The organism is Thiocapsa bogorovii (genome assembly GCF_021228795.1).
In the GTDB taxonomy this organism is placed as follows: domain Bacteria; phylum Pseudomonadota; class Gammaproteobacteria; order Chromatiales; family Chromatiaceae; genus Thiocapsa; species Thiocapsa bogorovii.
The window spans coordinates 4,895,806-4,914,475 of the sequence record NZ_CP089309.1 but is presented as its reverse complement, the minus strand read 5'-3'; the positions used below and the strand labels follow the sequence as shown (position 1 = coordinate 4,914,475).

Sequence of the window (18,670 nt, the reverse complement as noted above, 5' to 3'; positions counted from 1 at the left end):
GACTCAGACGCTTCCTCCGACATCACACAGCAAGCTCCGACCCGAGAGTCTCGAGTCGCTGCGTGCTCCGACGAGATCGGCGACCGTCGGGGCGATGTCGAAGGAGGAACGCTCGCCGTAGTCCCCCGTTGCGATCGACGACGCAGCCAGATAGGCGACGCCATGCGGGCCGGTATGTCCGCCGGTGCGGCGATAGGGAAGCGGCCCGATCATTCCATGTCTCGGATGGATCAGGGCGGCGGCGGGCGAGCTCCAAACCACGGTCAAGTCGGCATCGCTGCTGTCCAGCGCAAAGGGATCCTCGACGCTCGGGCGCTCGAAATACGCGACCGCAGGCGCATCGGTGAGCGGGTCTCGGCATTCGCCGAGCAAGGTCTCCAGGCAGTCGAGAATCCGGGCGTATGCGTCTGGATCGACTCGACCCTCCCCTTCTCTGCCTCGGAGGTTGATCCGAATGCGCCCGTCATAGAATGACGGCAACGCGAAGGCATTCATCTGCGACCACCAACCGGCATAGCGTGTCGTCGGCTGCCAGTTCAACGGGCTCCGGAAAGGGCCGAGAGGGTTGGCCGGGCGCGCCGCCGGCGGGAGTAAGCGGCGCACCGAGCGTCGCAGCCGTTGAGCGAGGCGCGCAGAGCGCCCCGGCGCGGGAAACCAGTTCCGGGCATTGCTCCAGCCGTCCTGCGGATCGAGGTGCAGGACGGTATCCGGCTCCCGAGTCCAGTCCGAGGGGATCTGCAGCAGAGGCCGACCGAATGCTTCCCGAAAGAGCAGTTCCGGGAGCAAGGCCATGCTCTGCAGATCGGAGGTGTTTGTCCCCATGCCGCCCATCGCGAACGCGAGCAGGTCCCATCCCCGGCACGCCTCGGCCAGCCGCGCGACAAATCGGTCGACCGCCCGGTGCACCTCCAGCAGGGCCTTCGCGGCCGCAGGGGCCGATGGATGGGTATGTAGGGGGTGATTCGGATCGACCCCATGCCAGAGACCCTCGATGGCGGAGTGCAATTCCCCGGTGACCACGAAAAAGACGTCTGTGTCCGGGACGGACTGCAGCATCCACAGGGCGGCCTCCAGTCTGCGCTCCACCGCCGCGGCGAGGGCCCGGCCCATCGATTCGCAGGTCGCCGCGCAGTAGGCGGGCGTGGTGTAGGTCCATTCGGCGGCCGGGTAGGGGCCGAATCTATCCTGAAACGACCGCGATAGCTTATCTGGCCGCCCGTTCGGCTCTGTACCTGGATCGTGGGCACCCCAGCCGACCACGCCGCGCATCTCCGTAGTCCGGCGCAGATCCACGTAGGGCGCGTCGAAGACCGTGACGCGGGCATCGATCTGCTCTAGGAACGGCTTGAATCGTGCGCCTTCCTGCCAGGTCTTGTAGTTCCCTGGGTCGAACTCGACCGCGGACCGGCGTCTCGCCCCCGCCGGCGAGAGACCCGATGCGAAGTGCTCCCAGGCCAATCCGGTGCGCTGAGCCGGTCCGTGGTCCAGCCGAAAGCATGCGCTCCTGGCCCGCAAGGCCGCGAGTGCCGGCAACTCACCCCTGTCCATGAGTCGTTCCGCATAGCGGATCTCCAATCCGTCGAGGCCGATGATGAGAAGGCGGGGTCGACTTGCTGCCCCGGATGCTGTCGCTTCAGCCATGGTTGCTGGTCCTGTTCGGCTGCGATAGACGTGAGTATAAGCGGAATGGATCGCAACAACCTCGGCCGAACCCGCCCCGCGGGGCCGGCCCGCCTCTTTGTTCTGCGGCTGATCCGTTTTTTTCGGCGTACCGATTACCTCGAGCGGTCGAGCTCCTGTCTCGCAAGCGGCGGTTTTCTTGCGGCGCTAGGATCCGTTGCTATATGGTTGCCTCCGGAGTTTGAGCACATTCGGTCATCGGATGGCTCGGGCAAGCATCCGTCGGAACCCGATCCCCGACAGTCATCGGCGATTCCAGGTCGTCTCCACAAGGATTCCAGAAGGGTCGGCGGTCATTGTCGCGATGAACGCCGTCCTCGAAACTACCGCCGGGCGTTAGAGCATGGCCTGATTTCAAACGCCAGGTGCTTGAAACCGAAGGATCCGAAATGAGACAGGCCGTCCCGACAGCGAAGCGGGTCTTGATGATCTCGCCGATACCCTCTCATCCACCAACGGCCGGGAACAGAGCTCGGATTGCCGCGCTCGGTCGGTACATTAATGACCTCGGCCACGCGTTTTATTTTGCTCATGTCGAGCGCGAGATCGGAGACCCCGCGGCGATGGCCGACTGCTGGGGACAAGAGCGCTTCATCTCCCTACCCTACAGCCAACCTCGAGCCTTGATATACCGCTTGCGTCGGAGGCTCCTGAAGCTGCTCGACCGAGAAGCGGCTTTTCGCCGCAGCGTGGATGGTTGGTACGACAACAGACTCGATGCGAGATTCCGGACGATTGGGCTTTCGCTGCGGCCCGATGTCGTCATCGTCGAGTATGTCTTCTTCTCCAAGGCGCTGCGCTGTTTCCCCGGCCATGCCTTGAAGGTCATCGACACACACGATCTCTTCAGCAACCGGCATCGGGGTTTCATCGACCACTTTGATGGCTACGGCTCTTACTCGATCACGCCTCGGGAGGAGCGCAAGGGCCTCGACCGTGCGGACGTGGTCCTCGCCATTCAGGATGAAGAAGGCGAGTGCTTTCGACAGATGACCAACCGCGAGATCGTTACGGTCGGTCATCTGATCTCGGTCAAGCGCCCGGCAGCGCGTACAGGAGGCGCCCGCTTGTTGTTCATGGGTTCCGTCTGCAAGAGCAACGCGGACGCGGTTGCAGTCCTCAAGGACCTCATTCTCCCGCGCATTCGGGCCGAGATCCCCGAAGCCGAGCTGATCCTCGCCGGTCCGATCGGCGAAGGGGCCGATGAGCAGACAGATGGCGTCATCGCTCTCGGGCGGGTGGAGTCACTCGCGGCCCTCTACGCGACGGTCGACATCGTGGTCAATCCGGTTCGCGCGGGTACCGGTCTCAAGATCAAAAACATCGAAGCCCTGGCGTACGGCAAGCCTGTCGTCACCACGGCCTTGGGTGCCGCCGGGCTGAAGCCCGGCACTGGTCTGGTCGTCGCAAACGACCCGACGGCGTTTGCCTCCGCCGTCGTCGCGATCCTACGCGACCCGTCGAGATATGCCTCCTTGTCGGAGGGCGCCTATCGATTCGCATGCGAGTGGACTCGGAGACAGCGCACCGCGCTTCGGAGCGTGCTGGGTCATGTGCCGATCGAGAATGCCGGAAGAAGCGCCCGTCTGCTTGAGAGCGCATTCCGAGGCCGACCCTGGATGCGCCGTCGCACGCCCTGAGTGGAGGAGGTACGGCTTGCTTGTCGATCATGGACACGCGTTATAGTATCCCAGATGACAATACTGTGACGCGAGGCGGCCCGACCCCGAACCCGCCGCGCGATCGAGAAGTTTAGAATGCCGTCCCGGACGGGCGCAGCTGGGTGCCCAGCGTGACATGCTTCGCGAAAAAGTCATATCTCACAAACGCCTATGGCGATCATGTCATCATGACCTCAACAAGATCGGCTCGCCGGACCTGCCCCCTACTGATCATCGGCTTCGACGGTGCGGAGATTTCTTACCTGAACCGGCTCATGGACGCCGGCGAGATGCCCTGGCTTTCAGCGCTTCGCGATCGCAGCGCGCGTTTCTTGCTCGACCACGGATCGGCCCAGAGCGTAGGGCTGGCCTGGGAGCACTTCGCGTCGGGTCTTTCTCCCGAGGACGCCGATCGTTGGTCCGCAATCGAGTTCGATCCCGCGACTTACCGGGTCTGGCAGGAAGGTGCACGCTGTGTTCCCTTCTTCGAATCCTTGGATGTCAAGGTGACGGTGTTCGACCCGCCCTATTTCAATCTCGGCCGCTCCCCAAAGACTCGGGGCATTGTCGGCTGGGGTTCGCACGACGCGGGAGTGACGTTCTGCGCCCGTCCGCACAGCCTTGGGCAAGCCTTCCACGAGCGGTTCGGCGCGTATCCATCGACAGGTTGGATCTACACGACCCCGGCCTATTCCGCCGAGAACTGTCGCCGAATGGGAAAGGCGCTCGCCGAGGGGCTGCGGGCGAGGCTGGATGCGGCCCGTTGGCTCATCGCGGAGACACCTGACAGCGACGTGTTCATGATCTGTTTCGGTGAGTTTCACGCGGCGATCGAGGGGCTCTGGCACGGCGTCGATCCGCACCACCCGATGCATGCTCACCCGTCTGCTTCAGTCGCGGCCAAGGCCTTGAAGGAGATCTGCCAGGCCGCGGATGCGGTGATCGGCGGCCTCATGAATGCCGTCGACGACGCCGAGGTACTGGCCTTTTCGATCGGCGGCATGGGCGCGAACGCCTCCGACGTCCAAACGATGGCCCTGCTTCCCGAGCTGCTCTACCGACACTCGACGGGATCGTCGTTGCTGGAGACTCCGCAGGCCTGGCGCACGGACCCGGACGCAGTACTCGACATCCCCGAGGAGGACGGCTGGGGAGGTGGTCGCCGCAACTGGTATCGCTGGTATCCGTCGCTCGCACCGCGGACGAGGTCTTCGAGCCTGTTGCGACGCATTGGCCGAAAGCTTGTCCGGCCCCTGAAAGGCAGTGCGCCGAAATCTCCGCATCATCATGCTCCGCAGGATGCGGCTCAAGTCCTGGAGCCTCTACAGCCTGAGGTCGAGTGGTTGCCTGTGGTGCGTTACCGCTCCTTTTGGCCAAGGATGAAGGCCTTCGCTCTGCCGTCGTATTTCGACGGGCGGATCCGACTCAACCTGGCCGGTCGGGAAAGCCGTGGTCAGGTCGCACTCGAGGACTACGAGGCGACCCGCGACGAGATCGAGGACGTGCTGCGAGCCTGCCGTGATCCGCGCACTGACGCACCGGCGGTCGCCGCGATCAGACGAAAAGAGATCAAGGATCCGCTGAAGCTCAACAGCAGCGATGCCGACCTCGAGGTGGTCTGGGGCACCATTGCCACGGCCATCGAGCATCCGAGTCTCGGAGTCATCGGCCCTGTGCCCTTCCGGCGCACCGGCGGCCATACCGGACCGTACGGCTTCGCCTTCCTCGCCGCACAACAGATTGCGTCCGGCGATCACGGCGTGCGATCCTCCTTCGACTTGACGCCGACGGTCTGCGATCTGGTCGGTCAGACCGTCCGGGGGCCCCTTTCGGGGCGAAGCCTCCTGACTCCGCGCGCGTAGCGTCCAACCGCGAGACCAAAGCCGATGCCGAACGCGCGTCGAGCCACGGCAAGTCGAGCGTGCATCGCGAGCAGGAATGGCGACCATCGCCGCAATCCGAGGGCTATCCCGATGTGTCCCCGGCATGCCCGTTCGAACCTCCCGGCAGATCCCCGGCCGGCTTCGTATGAGAGACCTCGGGTACATGACGAGCTGCGGCCGCGCTCGCCACGGCCAAGGTCGTCATGTTCAGGGTGCGTCGCACGGTCGCGGCCGGGGTGAGGATACAGGCCGTCGCGGCCGCGCCCATCAGGATCGGACCCACGGTCACACCACCGCTGGTGGTGGTTTTGAGCACGGTGTAGAGGATGTTGGCGGCATCGAGGTTCGGACAGATCAGCAGGTTCGCCGAGCCGCTGAGGGTCGTCTCTGCCAGGTACCGGCTGCGGATGTCTTCCTCCAGCGCGGCATCGCCGTGCAATTCGCCGTCGCATTCGATCTCGGGGTGGCTGGCGACGAAGAGGTCACGCGCCAGACGCATCTTCTTGGCCGAAGCGCGTTTGGATGAGCCGAAGCTCGAGTGCGAGAGAAAGGCCACCTTCGCCGGCAAACCGAAGCGTTGAATCTCCTGTACGGCCATCCAGGCAATCTCGGCCAGCTGTTCCGCGCCGGGGTCTTCGTTGACATAGGTATCGGCAATGAAGAGCGGCCCGCCGCGTTCCGTCATCAGCGCGTTGAGGGCCGCATAATTGCTGACTCCGGGCTGCAGACCGATGATGCTATGGATGCGTTCGAGATGGGTCTCGTAGCTGCCCGCCAGACCGCAGATCATGGCGTCGGCGTGGTCCAGGGCGACCATCAACGAGGCAATGATGGTGTTGGAGCGACGCACCGCCGCCTTGGCCACCTCCGGCGTGGCGCCGTTGCGGCCCATGAGTCGATGGTAATGCTCCCAATATTGGTGGAAGCGCGGATCCTGCTCGGGGTTCACGTTCTCGACGTCCTCCCCGAGCCGCATGCGCAGGCCGGCCTTCTCGATGTGGGCCTGGATCACGGCGGGACGTCCGATCAGGATGGGGCGAGCCAGGCGGTCGTCGAGCGCGATCTGGGCGGCCCGCAGGGCGCGCTCGTCCTCGCCGTCGGCAAAGGCCACGCGCTTTCTGGTGTCGGGCAGGGCCTTGGCGGCATTGATGACCGGGCGCATCAGGATGCCGGTCTGGTACACGAAGAGCGTCAGGCTGTCCCTGTAGGCCTGCATGTCGGCAATGGGGCGGGTGGCCACCCCCGAGTCGGACGCGGCTTGGGCCACAGCGGGCGCAATGCGCAGGATCAAGCGCGTGTCGAAGGGCTTGGGAATCAAGTAGTCGGGGCCGAAGCTCAGGTCCTGCCCGGCATAGGCCGTCGCCACTTCGGCGCTGGTCTCGCTTTTGGCCAGATCGGCGATCTCGCGAACGCAGGCAAGCTTCATCTCCGCCGTGATCTTGGTGGCGCCGCTGTCGAGTGCTCCACGAAAGATATAGGGAAAGCACAGGACATTATTGACCTGATTGGGGTAGTCCGAACGGCCGGTGGCGATGATGCAGTCGGGCCGCGCGAGCTTGGCCAGCTCCGGGCGGATCTCCGGCTCGGGGTTGGCCAGGGCCAGGATAATCGGCCGATCGGCCATGGTCTTGACCATCTCCACGGTCAGCACGCCGGGTGCGGAGCAACCCAGAAAGACATCGGCGCCGTCGACCACGTCGGCCAGGGTGCGTGCATCAGTCTGCTGCGCATAGCGTGCCTTGGATGGGTCGAACCCGCCCGGACGACCCTCGTAGATCACGCCCTTGGAATCGACCATAAAGACGTGCTCGCGTCGCATGCCCAGACCGACCATCACGTCGACGCAGGCGAGCGCCGCCGCGCCGGCGCCCGAGACGGCCACCTTCACTGTCTCGATGGCCTTGCCGACGAGCTCCAAGGCGTTCAGCAAGGCGGCACCGGAGATGATAGCCGTGCCGTGTTGATCGTCATGGAACACGGGAATGTTCATGCGCTTGCTGAGCTCGCGCTCGATATAGAAGCACTCCGGCGCCTTGATGTCCTCCAGATTGATCCCGCCCAGCGTCGGTTCGAGCGCGGCGATGATCTCCACCAGCTTCTCCGGGTCACGCTCGGCCAGCTCGATGTCGAACACGTCGATGCCCGCGAATTTCTTGAACAGGCAACCCTTGCCCTCCATCACGGGCTTGCCGGCCAACGGACCGATATCACCCAGGCCGAGCACAGCCGTGCCGTTGGTCACCACGCCCACCAGATTCCCGCGCGAGGTGTACTCCGCGGCAAGCGCCGGATCGGCCTGGATATCGAGACAGGGATAGGCCACGCCCGGCGAGTAGGCCAGCGAGAGATCGCGCTGATTCGACAAAGGCTTGGAGGGCGTGACGGCGATCTTGCCGTGAGTGGGACTACGGTGATACTCCCGAGCGGCGTCACGTAATGCCTGCTCGGAGGTGGAAAGATCTGAGGTCATGGGCTTGAAAACGTTCCGTGGTTGATGATTGACGCTCGGCAGACAACGTCATGAGAGGCGTCTGTGGCGGGGAATGCCTTGCTCGGCAAGCTCGACCGTTGCACAGGCCAGAGCGAAGACAGACAGAATGGACGAGCGCGAGCGAAATCCACCGAGCCCGGCGATGCCGCCGCGCTGGTGGACTGCCCTTGTCCACCCGACGTTACGATTCAGTGACGTGGCCGTATGTCTGGGTAAGGTCCTGCGCGGGCTAGCCCGGCAAGAAATCATCGGCGAGGATCTGCTCGATCGTCCATGGGCAGTTGTCCGATTCGATTTCCGCGGCGATGTGTTCCAGATCAAGCTGATCAAACCGACCCGCGCGGATCAGGCGCGCTTGCTCGCTCGCCCAGGCAACAACGTCTGCGTCATAGCTAATGGTGGTCATCGTTCTTTCGACTCGAATCCGTGTATATCAGTATAGCCGAGGCGTCCAGCCTCCCGGAACACGCCCTCCGCGCCCCCGATATCGAACCGGATCACGCCTGGCGAAAACGCTTTGGGCTTGGTTATCCGGGACCCATGGCCCGAAAACGGCGCGGGCTCTACTCCGCGATGCCGTGATCGCCTATCCTTCCGCGCTGATGCCTCGGACAGATGCAGGGTATGGACAGAAACCGATTCGACATCCAGTTCAGCGGAGACCTCGTTCCGGGGACCGATGTGGACACGGCACGACAGCGAATTCAGCACGCCTTCAACCTCTCCGACGCCGCTCTCCGTCAACTCTTCGGCGGCACGTCGGTGACGGTCAGGCGGGGCGTCGACGGCGAGACCGCGGCGCGGTACCAGGCCGCCTTCCGTGACGCCGGCGCGATGATTCGGATCGTCCCCGCGCCGAGCGAGCGTCCGCCGCAACCATTGTCTCTCGATCCGTTCGGGTGGACCGGACAGGGTCCGAACCAAGCCCAAACCCAGCCTCGCCCGAAATCCGTGATCGACCGGTCGTTTCACTATTTCGAGAAGGCGCTGGCCGCGGTCCTGCTGGTCTTGATCTCGGTTGTCGCCGTGATCGCCGTCATCGAGCTTTGCTTCGTGCTGTACAAGGACATCGTCAGCCAGCAAGGTCTGTTTCTCCTTGACTTGAGCGAGCTATTCGAAGTCTTCGGCATGTTCTTGATCGTGTTGATCGCGATCGAGTTGATGGCGAGCATCTATATGTATATGACGGACAAGTCCGTCCATGTCGAGATCATGCTGTTGATCGCCATCACGGCACTGACCCGCAAGGTCGTCGTCTTGGATCTGGAGAGCAAGGGCGACCCGGCCCTGTACATGTTGGGCCTAGCCGCATTGTTGGGCACGCTGGTCGCAGGGTATTACCTCGTAAAGCGTCTGGCCGGACCCGGAGACGGCCATTGAATCGATGCCGGCGGCTCTCATCGCGCCCGCCGGAGGCGGCTAACCGCCGCGCGGAATTCGGTCCTTGTTGATCTCCAGCCACTTTCGGAACGACTTCAACGCGGGATTGAGCGCGCGGGCGACCGTCGGGTCGCGCGCGCCGCAGAAGTCGGCCTCGAAATCGCGCTTGAACTGGAACATATTTCCCAAGTCGTCCGCACCGGGGAACCCCAAGCTGCGGTAGACTTCCGGTCGGATGGAACGGTAGTGCACCTCCTCGCCGAACGCATCGGACAGTGCGGCGGCCATCTGCTCGCCGGTCAGATGCTCCCCGGCGATGCCGACCGTTTGGCCGATGTAGCGCTCGCCCTGCTTGAAGATACCGTACGCACAACGCCCGATATCCTCCGCGGCGATCCCCGGCAGCTTTTTGTCGTCCATCGGCAGTGTGAAGACGAGACGACCGTCGGACTTGCGCCGTGGCCCCATACCGAAGTGGATGAGGTTGTCCCAGTAGAAAGAAGTCAACAGGAAGGTCGTCGGCACGCCCATCTCGGTAAAGAGATGGTTGGATTCGCCCTTGGCATCGAAGTGCGGGACCTTGTAGTGCTCCATGAGGGTCGGCATCCGCGCGTCATCGAGGGGCATCCAAAGACGCGTGTCCTCGAGGGTCGACCAGATGGCGTGATGCAGGCCGGCGCCCTGTCCCGCGGCGGCCATGTTCCAGGCCTCCGCCATCTCCTTCTCGGGTGAGAAATGCGCCCAAAAGAAGGTGACGAAATAGGCCCCGTAGGCCCCATCCAGGGCTCGGCGTAGACTGGTCTCGTCGTCCAGATCGGCTGCGACGACCTCCGCGCCCGATTCAGCCAGCACCTTCGCCTTCTCCGAGTCAACATCGCGCGTAATCGCACGCACGGCGAAACCGCCATCAGGGTCATCGAGAATGGCGCGCGCCAAACCGCCGCCCTGCGCTCCCGTTGCGCCGAACACGGCGATGATCTTTGGGTTGCTCATGGTGGTGACCTCAAGGAATCGACAAAAATCCGTCGGAGCCGAAGCACTCCGAGCTCGGGTGTTTTGCCACCCGGCAAGTATACTGCTGAGCCGGCACCTCGCTGGACCCTGATCCGACCACTCAACCGCCGGTATCCCGTCTTGCCCAGTCCGCAGAGAATCCGCGACACCGAAAGCGCCATGCGTTCCCTTGGCCCGATCCGCAGGCATCGGCTCGGCGACCTTCAGGCGGTCGCGCGTTGAACGCGCAATCCGAGATGCAGGCACGACCGATCGGGATCGGTGTGATCCTCGCGTGCCTCGTATTGCTTCTACTGCTGCTTGCTTTGGGGTTCTACGCCCACCCGACAAGCGATGATTTCGATTATGCCTATGTCGCCCGCGAACAGGGCATCCTCGGCGGGGTCATCCATTTCTATCAGAACTGGAGCGGTCGCTATGCGAGCGCGGCCATCACCCTTGCGTTCGGTCGGTGGGTGGATCTCACGCAGTCCTATTGGATGGTCACCGCAGCAAGCCTCTTGACCCTTTACGCGGCTTTTCTCTACTCCTTCCGAGCACTCTGCCGGGTGCTCGGGATCGGCCGCCCGCTGGTGCTCGGTCATCTCGCCTTCTTGTTCTACATGCTGTTCGTCCCGAGACTCGACACCGCCTTTTACTGGCTGGCCGGGGCCGCGACCTATCAACCGGGTAACGCATTGTTTCTCGTTTTCGCCGGGGTCTGGGCCGATTATTTCCGCGGACCGGCGTCCCGAGCTCGCGATCTGCGTTTCGGCCTGATCTTGGCCGTGGTCGCGGCGCTGATCGCCGGGATGAACGAAACCATCATGCTGGTGACGGTCGGGCTGTCGGCATTGATGGCGCTGGTCGTGCTGCGTCTGCGTGGGCGTCGGATCGGCGTCTGGCTGCCTCCGTTGATCGTCATTGCGGTGCTGGGGGCGATGGCTGCGTTCGCTCCCGGCCATGACGTGCGCTTGGGGATCATCGGCGAGGTCGGGAACGAATCGCTGGGTCGCAGCCTGCTGATCTCGGTCTTCCACGCGCTCGTGACCGCGCTGAAGCTGGTCGTATCTGCCCTGGCTTTCCTTCAGATCGGATTCATTCGTACCCTTCTTGCCGAAGGTCTCGCGCGCTTCGACGGCATCCTCGGGCGCCTCTCCACGGCGGAGCGGAGCCTGCTCGCGCTGGCCTTTATCGGGCTGCTCGTCCTGCTCTTCTTCCCGGCCGCTTGGGCGAAAGGGGCCGAGGCACCCGGACGGGTGCAGAGCGTCAGCGTCCTGCTCGGCACGCTGGCCTTGATCCCGACGATGGCTGCCCTGCGACGGGCGTTCGGTGATCACCTCTATCCGAGCAGGATAGCGATGCGCCGGTTGGTCTCGACCGGCAGCCTGATCGCACTGCTCGCGGTCTCCAATCTGCCCAAACTCGCGCGCGACATCCCGCGCGTACAGACCTTTCATGCCGAAAAAATGGCCCGCTACGCCCTGATCCGCGAGGCGCAAACGCGCGGAATGACGGAATTGAGCCTGCCGCCGCTGCGCACGCGGATGAAGGTACTCTATTCGAAAGATCTGAAGCCCTACGAACGCCGCGAGGAAAATCGGCTGTTCGGGGCCTACTTCGGCTGGCATCATCCGATCTGGGCCGAGAGCCTGCCTTAGGCTCTGGCGAGGGCTCTAAAAAGCGGCACCGCCGCGACGCATAGCCAGGCGGGGTGGGCGTGCACAGGTCGACTCGGAAACCACCGGCGGCCGACGACCCCTGAGCCGCCCTCGCTTTGTCTCTCGTCTGCGCCGGGATCGGACTGCCTCGGCGCACACACAGGACTCATCCGATGCTCAGCTGGACTGACCGCTTTCCGCTTTATCTTTTTGTTGTCGCTGCCCTCACCCTAGGGCTATCGCCTTTCGTCCCGGAGCCGCACCTTTGGGAAAAGCTGAAGATGCTCGCCGACGGGACATTGGTGAAGCCGATCGACATTTTCGACCTGGTGCTGCATGCGACACCGTGGGTCCTGCTCATCTTGAAGCTTTCGCGTCTCCTGACGCATCGGGTGGACACGACCCCTCGCTGAGAGGAGCCCAAACGCGAAAGACCGCCGCGAAGATCCGCCGCGACTCCTCGCCGATCCCGGGCGCACCGGATTCGCGAGGCCCGGCACAGTTGAGGATCCGCACGTGATTCGCGACCAGCCAGTCGGCTATCGCACGGACATCGATGCGCTCGAGCAGGTCACGCGTCAACAGGGGTTTGCCGAGTCGGCGCGCCAGCTCCGCGGTTAGACGCGTGCCGCCGGTCACAGGGCCGCGATGCAGAATCAGGGTCGCATCGCTGTCGCGGACGTTCCATTCGGTGCGTTCCGCGTAGTCGGCGTTCGGGCTCTCGCTCAACCCATAGCGCTCCGGAATGGGGCCGTCTTCGGCGCGACGACCGCGCGGGCACCAACCGCCGATCGGCAGCCCCAATGCCAAAGCGGCTTCCAACGCGGCGCGATCTACCCCGGTCTGGCCTCCCGAGACCACCCGTATCCCCGCCTCGACGGGGGGCGGATCACGCCCCTCGGCCGACCGACGTGCAGCCAAGAGGTCCGCGTCGCGTCGGGCGAAATAGAGATCCTCCTCGGCCTTTTCCTTGAGCCTGAGCTTGTCGGCGAATCCGGTCATAAGCTGGCCTCCGGTCGGTTCGCGATTAGGACAGCGCGCACGGGCGCCGGATGTCCCTCGACGGTGCGGCTCGAATCGATCGGATCCAGATGATCGGGCAACGACTGGAAACGCATCCAGGCCGTCGAGCGCTGCTCCTCCGGACTAGTGCGAGTGACATCGACGAGACGAATCCCGGTGAACCCGCAGCGACCGAGCCAGACCGCGAGCGCATCGACCGTCGGGATGAACCAGACGTTGTGCATGGCGGCATAGCGCCCGGGCGGAACCAGCAATCGTTCGCCCTCGCCTTCCAAAACCAGGGTTTCCAGGACCAGCTCGCCGCCGGGCCGCAGCAGTCGTTGCAGCTCCATCAGGTGGTCGACCGGCGAGCGCCTGTGATAGAGCACGCCCATCGAGAAGACCGTGTCGAAGCCGGTGAGATCGCCGGGCAGATCCTCGATGCCGAGCGGAAGCACCGCAAAGTCCTCCCGCGCCAAATAGCGGTTGATCGCCATCCACTGGAGCACGAACAAGAGCGTCGGATCGATCCCCATCACCAACCGTGCACCGGCCCCGAGCATGCGCCAGCCGTGATAGCCGTTGCCGCAACCCACATCGAGCACCAGACGATCGGCGAGCGGCGCAATGGCGCCGGCGAAACGATCCCATTTGAGATCCGAGCGCCATTCGGTGTCGATCTGCACGCCCTGGATACAGAAGGGACCCTTGCGCCAGGGGTGCAGGGCCATCAGCGCCTCGGTCAGAGCCCGCCCGAGATCGGCGTCGAGCGGCCCGACACCGTCGAGCCCCACGCAGGGACGGTCCAGTCGATGCCCGCCGTTCGGCAGATCCGGCAGCCGCGCGAGCGCCCGCTCCCAGCGCGGCAGATCCCCGTGCGCGCGCGTCCCCAGCCGAAGTGCGATCCTCGCGACGAGCGTTCTCCGCCGGGCGCCCAGACCGCTCCGCCCGAGCCGATCGAGAAAGGGCTCGAACGGCGTCAGGTCCATGCCATCCGGGCCACGCGGTCCAGATCCGGAGCGGTCGGCCAACCCGTAAGGTCATTCGGCTCGTTGATCGTCAAACTTGGCAACCTCAATCAGAGTCTTGATGGGCTTGCAGCGACACCCAAGGCAAGGCAGAGTCACGTGATGAAACCGCAATCTTCGATCGATCCGCGGTTGCTAGAATACCCGCCCCGCCCACCCGAATGCCGACCTGCCGTCCAAGGGAACGCAACATGATGAATAAGAAAGAGATCCAGAAATCCATCGACGAGGATTCCGAGATCACACAAGACGTCGCCCCGGCCCCGAACGCCGTCCCGAGTATTCCGGACGAGATCGACTTAGGCGACCCTTCACTCTATTTGAATCGCGAGCTGACCTGGCTTGGGTTCAACCGCCGCGTCCTCCACGAGGCGGACGACAGCCGCACCCCGCTGTTGGAGCGGGTGAAATTCCTGGCGATCGTCAGCAACAACCTCGATGAGTTCTTCATGAAACGCATCGGAGGACTCAAGCAGCAGATCGCCGCAGGCGTGCACACGCCGAGCGTGGACGGTCGAACTCCCTTGCAGCAGCTCAAGGAATGCCAGGCCGCAGTCCGTGAGTTTCAGACCGAGATGCAGCGTATCTACGCCATTTTGATGTCCGAGCTCGCACAGCACGACATCCGCATCGTCCTGCATGACGATCTGCCCCCCGACGCACGCGAGCGGCTGCGCGAGCATTTCCGGGCCAACATCTTCCCGATGCTGACACCGCTCGCGATGGATCCCGCCCACCCCTTCCCGTTCATCTCCAATCTGACCCTGAACCTGCTCGTCACCTTGCGTTTCCCCGGGGGCAGCGAGGTCTACATGGCGCGCGTGAAGGTTCCGGTCAGCAAGGACGTCTCCAAACGCCTGATCCCCGTCGACGGCGGCACCACCTTCGTCACGCTCGAAGACCTGATGGTGAAGAACCTCGACATGCTCTTCCCCGGCATGGAGATCGACTCCTGCGCCCTCTTCCGGATCACCCGCAACGCGATCGTCGAGCCGGACGCCGAGGCGGCGAACGATCTGCTCGAGATGATCGAAACCGAGCTGCGCGAGCGCCACTTCGCTCCCATCGTGCGCTTGGAGGTCCAGCCCGGGATGGAACGTATCCATCGCGGCATGCTCGCCGCGGAGCTGGGTCTGAACGAAGACGAGGACGTCTTCGAGGTCGAGGGCATGATGGCCCTGCGCGACCTCTTCGAGGTCGCCGGGATCGAGAATCCCGAGCTGCACGACAAGACCCATCGGGCAGTCGACCATCCGCTGTTGGCCAACGATCGACGCAACATCTTCCATATCATTCGGGAGAACGGACCGCTTCTGCTCCAGCACCCTTATCAGGCCTTCAGCACCTCGGTCGAGCGCTTCCTGCGCACCGCCGCCGAAGACCCCAAGGTGCTCGCGATCAAGATGACGCTCTATCGCACCTCGGCGGGCCCGATCCTCGATTCGCTCATGCAGGCCGCGCGCAACGGCAAGCAGGTCGCGGTCCTGGTCGAGCTCAAGGCGCGCTTCGACGAGGCCGCGAACATCGTCTGGGCACGGCGTTTGGAGGCCGAGGGCATCCATGTCAACTACGGTGTCATGGGGCTCAAAACCCACAGCAAGCTTATCTTCGTCGTGCGGCGCGACTACTCGCAACTGCGCCGCTACTACCACATCGGCACCGGCAACTATCACTCGGGCACGGCCAAGCTCTATACGGATCTGGGCATGCTCGGCTGCGACGAGGATATCGGCCAGGACCTCACCGAGCTTTTTAACTATCTCACCGGCTATTCACCGCCCCCGAGCTACCGCAAGATCCTTGCCGCACCCTACACGCTCAAGCGCGGGATCATCGAGAAGATCAACCGCGAGATCGAGCATCACAAGCGCCAAGGCGACGGCCTCATCCAGATGAAGATGAACGCGCTGGAAGACGCCGAGATCACGCGCGCACTCTACAAGGCCAGCCGCGCCGGCGTGAAGGTCGACCTCATCATCCGCGACACCTGCCGCTACCGACCCGGACTGCCCGGGATCAGCGAGACCGGCCGCGTCGTCAGCATCGTCGGGCGCTTCCTCGAGCACGCACGCATCATCTACTTCAGAAACGGCGGCGCGGAAGAGTACTACATCGGCTCGGCCGACATGATGGGCCGCAACCTCGACAGCCGCGTCGAGGTTCACGCACCGGTCGAGAACCCGGAGCTGCGCCAAGAGCTGCGACTCATCCTGGACGTGCAGTTCGCCGACACCCGCTCCGCTTGGGACATGGATTCGGACGGCAACTACACCCAACGCACCCCGGAAGACGAGAACGCCAAGGGTGCCCAGGACACCCTGATCGGTGTTGCCGAAAAGCGTCTCGCCGCAGCCGCCAAGCACAAGGAAAAGAAGGTGCGTTCCAAGCTCCTGAGCCATTTCCAGTGGCGGTTGCGGGAAAAGAATCTCAAATAGCCAAGGTCTCGGCACAAGGGAAACGCCGGCAGCCAAGCCCCGCACGGCACCGACGCCGTTTCCGGTTCACCGCGCGCCAACCCCGCACAGGCGGGGTTGGCGGGCCACGGGGATTACCGCGAGGACGGAGTCGTTCGAAGATTTTCGCTGGAGATCATCAACATGATCGACTGCCACGCGCTCACCAGCGTCGAGCTCCGGGCGACCAGGGGTCTCTGAGGAGGCGATTAACGTGAACCTTACACGAAGCCTGCGGATCGGCTGCGGCGCGCTCCTACTCCTGCCGATGTGCGGCACGGCGAGCCGAGCTGCAGAGCCGGCGCCCGCCGTCACGGTCGAGGCGCCCACCACACCACCGCCGGGCAGCCGGGAGCGCCGGGCAATTCTGGATGGGCTGCGCACGGAGCTGATCCATCTGACGGGGCCGGACCTGGTCTTCGTCGTCTCCGACCTGAGGGTGCTCGAGGGCTGGGCGTGGATCGAGGCCGCCCCGCAGTCGCGCGACGGCGCAAATCGCTACGAGGATGTCGTCGCGCTCCTGCGACAACAGGCCGGCCGCTGGGTGGTTCAGGTCCTCGGCCCCTGCGGCGAATCGGAGGACCCGGACGCGGACTGCAACGCCGACACCGGGCGCCTCAGGGAGCGGTTCCCGTCGTTGCCGCCGGACCTCCTGCCACATGACGACGCGCCCGCCGTCAGCCGGGTGCCTTAGGGCACTAACGACGCCGAGGCCTTGCGCCGAGACGGCACTCGCGGCTTCTTGCGTGAGCATGGAGCGGAATTGCAGAGCCGTTCCCTTACCGGTGTTGGCCGCGATGGTTTCGGCGCCGAGATGTCGCTCGCCTACGGACGCCGGCGCGGGTTAGGTCTCGACGCCGGCGCACATGGCGCAGTGAGCGACGCGCCGTGCGTACCCGCACGATGACGTCGGCGCCCGAACTTGACACCTTTCGTCTTAAGAAGAGGACTCGGCCATGACCGACTCCCCCGATGCGCGACAGCTCGAGCTGGTCAGTCACGCCATCCTGGCGCCCTCCAGTCACAACACCCAGTGCTGGCTGTTCCGGTTGGGTCCGAACCGGATCGAGATCCTGCCCGATCGGCGGCGGCGCTGTCCGGTCGTGGATCCGGACGACCACCATCTCTTTGTCAGCTTGGGCTGTGCCGCAGAGAATCTGCTGCAGGCTGCGCCGGCATCGGGGTTGCGGGGCGAAGCGCGGTTCCGGGCCGATGCGGGCGGCTCGCTGGCGGTGGCATTGGACGCGGGGCCGGTAGAGCGCTCGGCGCTGTTCGAGGCCATCGCGACCCGCCAGTCGACCCGCTGCAACTACGATGGCCGAGCGCTTTCGAGCGCGGAGCTTCGCGCCCTGGAGGCGGCCGGGAGCGGCACGGGTGTGCGGGTCGTGCTGCTGACCGATCGTGCGCCGATGGAGCGCGTGCTGGAACTGGTGGTCGAGGGCAACCGCGTTCAACTGAACGATCCGGCGTTCGTTCGCGAGTTGAAGGACTGGGTCCGGTTCAATCCCCGGCAAGCGAAAGAAACGGGGGACGGGCTGTTTGCGGCCTGCGCCGGCAAACCGAGCCTGCCGCCGTGGCTCGGACGCGCGCTGTTCGAGCGCCTCGTTTCAGCCAAGTCCGAGAACGCGAAGGCGGTGCGCCAGGTGCGCAGCTCCGCGGGACTCGCGGTGTTCGTCTCGGAGGTCGACGAACCGGCGCACTGGATCGAGGCCGGCCGTGCCTTCGAGCGCTTTGCCTTGCAGGCGACGGTCCTGGGGGTGCGCACGGCACATCTAAACCAGCCGCTCGAGGTGACTGAGCTGCGGTCCGAATTGCTCGCCGCGATCGGGCTCGGCCCGGGGCGCCCGGATCTCCTGGTGCGCTTCGGTCGTGGGCCATTGATGCCGCGCTCCTTTCGGCGGCCGGCGAATCATGTTGTCGTGAAGACTTGAAGTGGTAGGCCTTTGACCGGCGGATGCCGTTGGGAGACACCGGCGCGTGCGTCGGGGCAGCGCAGCGGGGGCGGGCTTGTTGAACCGATCGCTCGACAAGACATCGAAGAGCGATGCCGAGCAGGCGGGCAGCGATCAGGCGAGCATCATCGTCAGCTTTTCGTCAGCGCGCATCGGCTATCTTGCCCCCGAACCCGATTCAACCGAAGAGACACCCGATGACGAATCCACGTATCCCGGCCATGACCCTGGCCTGCTGCGCCCTCGCCGTTTCGCTCGGCGCCGTGGCCGGCGACGACTTCTACGGCACCGTCGAGAGCCGACCCGCAGACGACACTGTCGGTGATTGGGTCATCGGCGGACGGACCTTTACGGCCACCGCCGCGACCGCAATCGACACCGACGACGGTCCGCTCGATGTCGGCGCCTGCGCCTCCGTGGACACGGAAGGCGAGCGTGTCGAGGAAATCGAGAGCGAGCCGGCGGGCAAGTGCCCATGAGCGAATC

15 protein-coding genes are annotated in these 18,670 nt (G+C 64.4%); 9 read left to right on the top strand and 6 right to left on the bottom strand.

Annotated elements, in window-relative coordinates; genetic code table 11:
* Positions 1-3 precede the first annotated feature (3 nt).
* The gene (locus tag LT988_RS21865) at positions 4-1,641 is read right to left on the bottom strand and encodes an alkaline phosphatase family protein (RefSeq protein ID WP_232407596.1); all 1,638 of its coding nucleotides are present in this window, start codon (positions 1,639-1,641) and stop codon (positions 4-6) included.
* A 602-nt stretch (positions 1,642-2,243) separates the two neighbouring features.
* On the opposite strand from LT988_RS21865, the gene LT988_RS21860 reads away from it, so the two are divergent.
* Positions 2,244-3,320, top strand: a complete 1,077-nt coding sequence (locus LT988_RS21860) for a glycosyltransferase (protein WP_232407594.1) — start codon at positions 2,244-2,246, stop codon at positions 3,318-3,320.
* 209 nt (positions 3,321-3,529) lie between these two features.
* Positions 3,530-5,203: a hypothetical protein gene (locus tag LT988_RS21855; protein WP_232407592.1), complete on the top strand. Its 1,674-nt coding sequence runs from the start codon at positions 3,530-3,532 to the stop codon at positions 5,201-5,203.
* A 103-nt stretch (positions 5,204-5,306) separates the two neighbouring features.
* Here LT988_RS21855 and LT988_RS21850 read toward each other — a convergent pair whose 3' ends face one another.
* Together LT988_RS21850 and LT988_RS21845 are read right to left on the bottom strand one after the other, a co-directional pair.
* Positions 5,307-7,694, bottom strand: a complete 2,388-nt coding sequence (locus LT988_RS21850) for an NADP-dependent malic enzyme (RefSeq protein ID WP_232407591.1) — start codon at positions 7,692-7,694, stop codon at positions 5,307-5,309.
* Between the two features lie 250 nt (positions 7,695-7,944).
* Positions 7,945-8,121, bottom strand: a complete 177-nt coding sequence (locus LT988_RS21845; RefSeq protein ID WP_332460500.1) for a DUF29 family protein — start codon at positions 8,119-8,121, stop codon at positions 7,945-7,947.
* A 218-nt stretch (positions 8,122-8,339) separates the two neighbouring features.
* Between LT988_RS21845 and LT988_RS21840 the strand changes: the two genes are divergently transcribed.
* Positions 8,340-9,095, top strand: a complete 756-nt coding sequence (locus LT988_RS21840; RefSeq protein ID WP_232407590.1) for a phosphate-starvation-inducible PsiE family protein — start codon at positions 8,340-8,342, stop codon at positions 9,093-9,095.
* Positions 9,096-9,134: 39 nt separating this feature from the next.
* On the opposite strand, the gene LT988_RS21835 is transcribed toward LT988_RS21840, so the two are convergent.
* Positions 9,135-10,088, bottom strand: coding sequence for an NmrA/HSCARG family protein (locus tag LT988_RS21835; RefSeq protein ID WP_232407588.1), 954 nt, complete (start codon positions 10,086-10,088; stop codon positions 9,135-9,137).
* 239 nt (positions 10,089-10,327) lie between these two features.
* Here LT988_RS21835 and LT988_RS21830 point away from each other — a divergent pair, with 239 nt between their 5' ends.
* Both LT988_RS21830 and LT988_RS21825 read left to right on the top strand, forming a co-directional pair.
* Positions 10,328-11,749, top strand: coding sequence for a DUF6056 family protein (locus LT988_RS21830; protein ID WP_232407586.1), 1,422 nt, complete (start codon positions 10,328-10,330; stop codon positions 11,747-11,749).
* A 173-nt stretch (positions 11,750-11,922) separates the two neighbouring features.
* Positions 11,923-12,162: an RND transporter gene (locus LT988_RS21825; RefSeq protein WP_232407585.1), complete on the top strand. Its 240-nt coding sequence runs from the start codon at positions 11,923-11,925 to the stop codon at positions 12,160-12,162.
* Here the strand turns inward: LT988_RS21825 and LT988_RS21820 are convergent.
* Together LT988_RS21820 and cmoB are read right to left on the bottom strand one after the other, a co-directional pair.
* Positions 12,107-12,751, bottom strand: a complete 645-nt coding sequence (locus LT988_RS21820; RefSeq protein ID WP_232407584.1) for a putative molybdenum carrier protein — start codon at positions 12,749-12,751, stop codon at positions 12,107-12,109. The two genes, LT988_RS21825 and LT988_RS21820, sit on opposite strands and share 56 nt — an antisense overlap.
* On the bottom strand, positions 12,748-13,740 hold the full coding sequence (gene cmoB, locus LT988_RS21815) for a tRNA 5-methoxyuridine(34)/uridine 5-oxyacetic acid(34) synthase CmoB (RefSeq protein WP_232407583.1): 993 nt from the start codon (positions 13,738-13,740) through the stop codon (positions 12,748-12,750). Before cmoB ends, LT988_RS21820 begins: the two co-directional genes overlap by 4 nt.
* A gap of 230 nt (positions 13,741-13,970) precedes the next feature.
* Here cmoB and ppk1 point away from each other — a divergent pair, with 230 nt between their 5' ends.
* The 4 genes from ppk1 (at position 13,971) to LT988_RS21795 (ending at position 18,663) form a co-directional block, all read left to right on the top strand.
* Complete coding sequence (ppk1, locus tag LT988_RS21810; protein WP_232407582.1) at positions 13,971-16,214, top strand: polyphosphate kinase 1; 2,244 nt, start codon at positions 13,971-13,973, stop codon at positions 16,212-16,214.
* A 232-nt stretch (positions 16,215-16,446) separates the two neighbouring features.
* Positions 16,447-16,926: a hypothetical protein gene (locus LT988_RS21805; protein ID WP_232407581.1), complete on the top strand. Its 480-nt coding sequence runs from the start codon at positions 16,447-16,449 to the stop codon at positions 16,924-16,926.
* 262 nt (positions 16,927-17,188) lie between these two features.
* Positions 17,189-18,163 carry an Acg family FMN-binding oxidoreductase gene (locus tag LT988_RS21800; RefSeq protein ID WP_232407580.1) on the top strand — a complete coding sequence of 325 codons (975 nt, stop codon included), beginning with the start codon at positions 17,189-17,191 and terminating at the stop codon, positions 18,161-18,163.
* Between the two features lie 218 nt (positions 18,164-18,381).
* The gene (locus LT988_RS21795) at positions 18,382-18,663 is read left to right on the top strand and encodes a hypothetical protein (RefSeq protein WP_232407579.1); all 282 of its coding nucleotides are present in this window, start codon (positions 18,382-18,384) and stop codon (positions 18,661-18,663) included.
* The last annotated feature ends 7 nt before the right edge of the window (positions 18,664-18,670 follow it).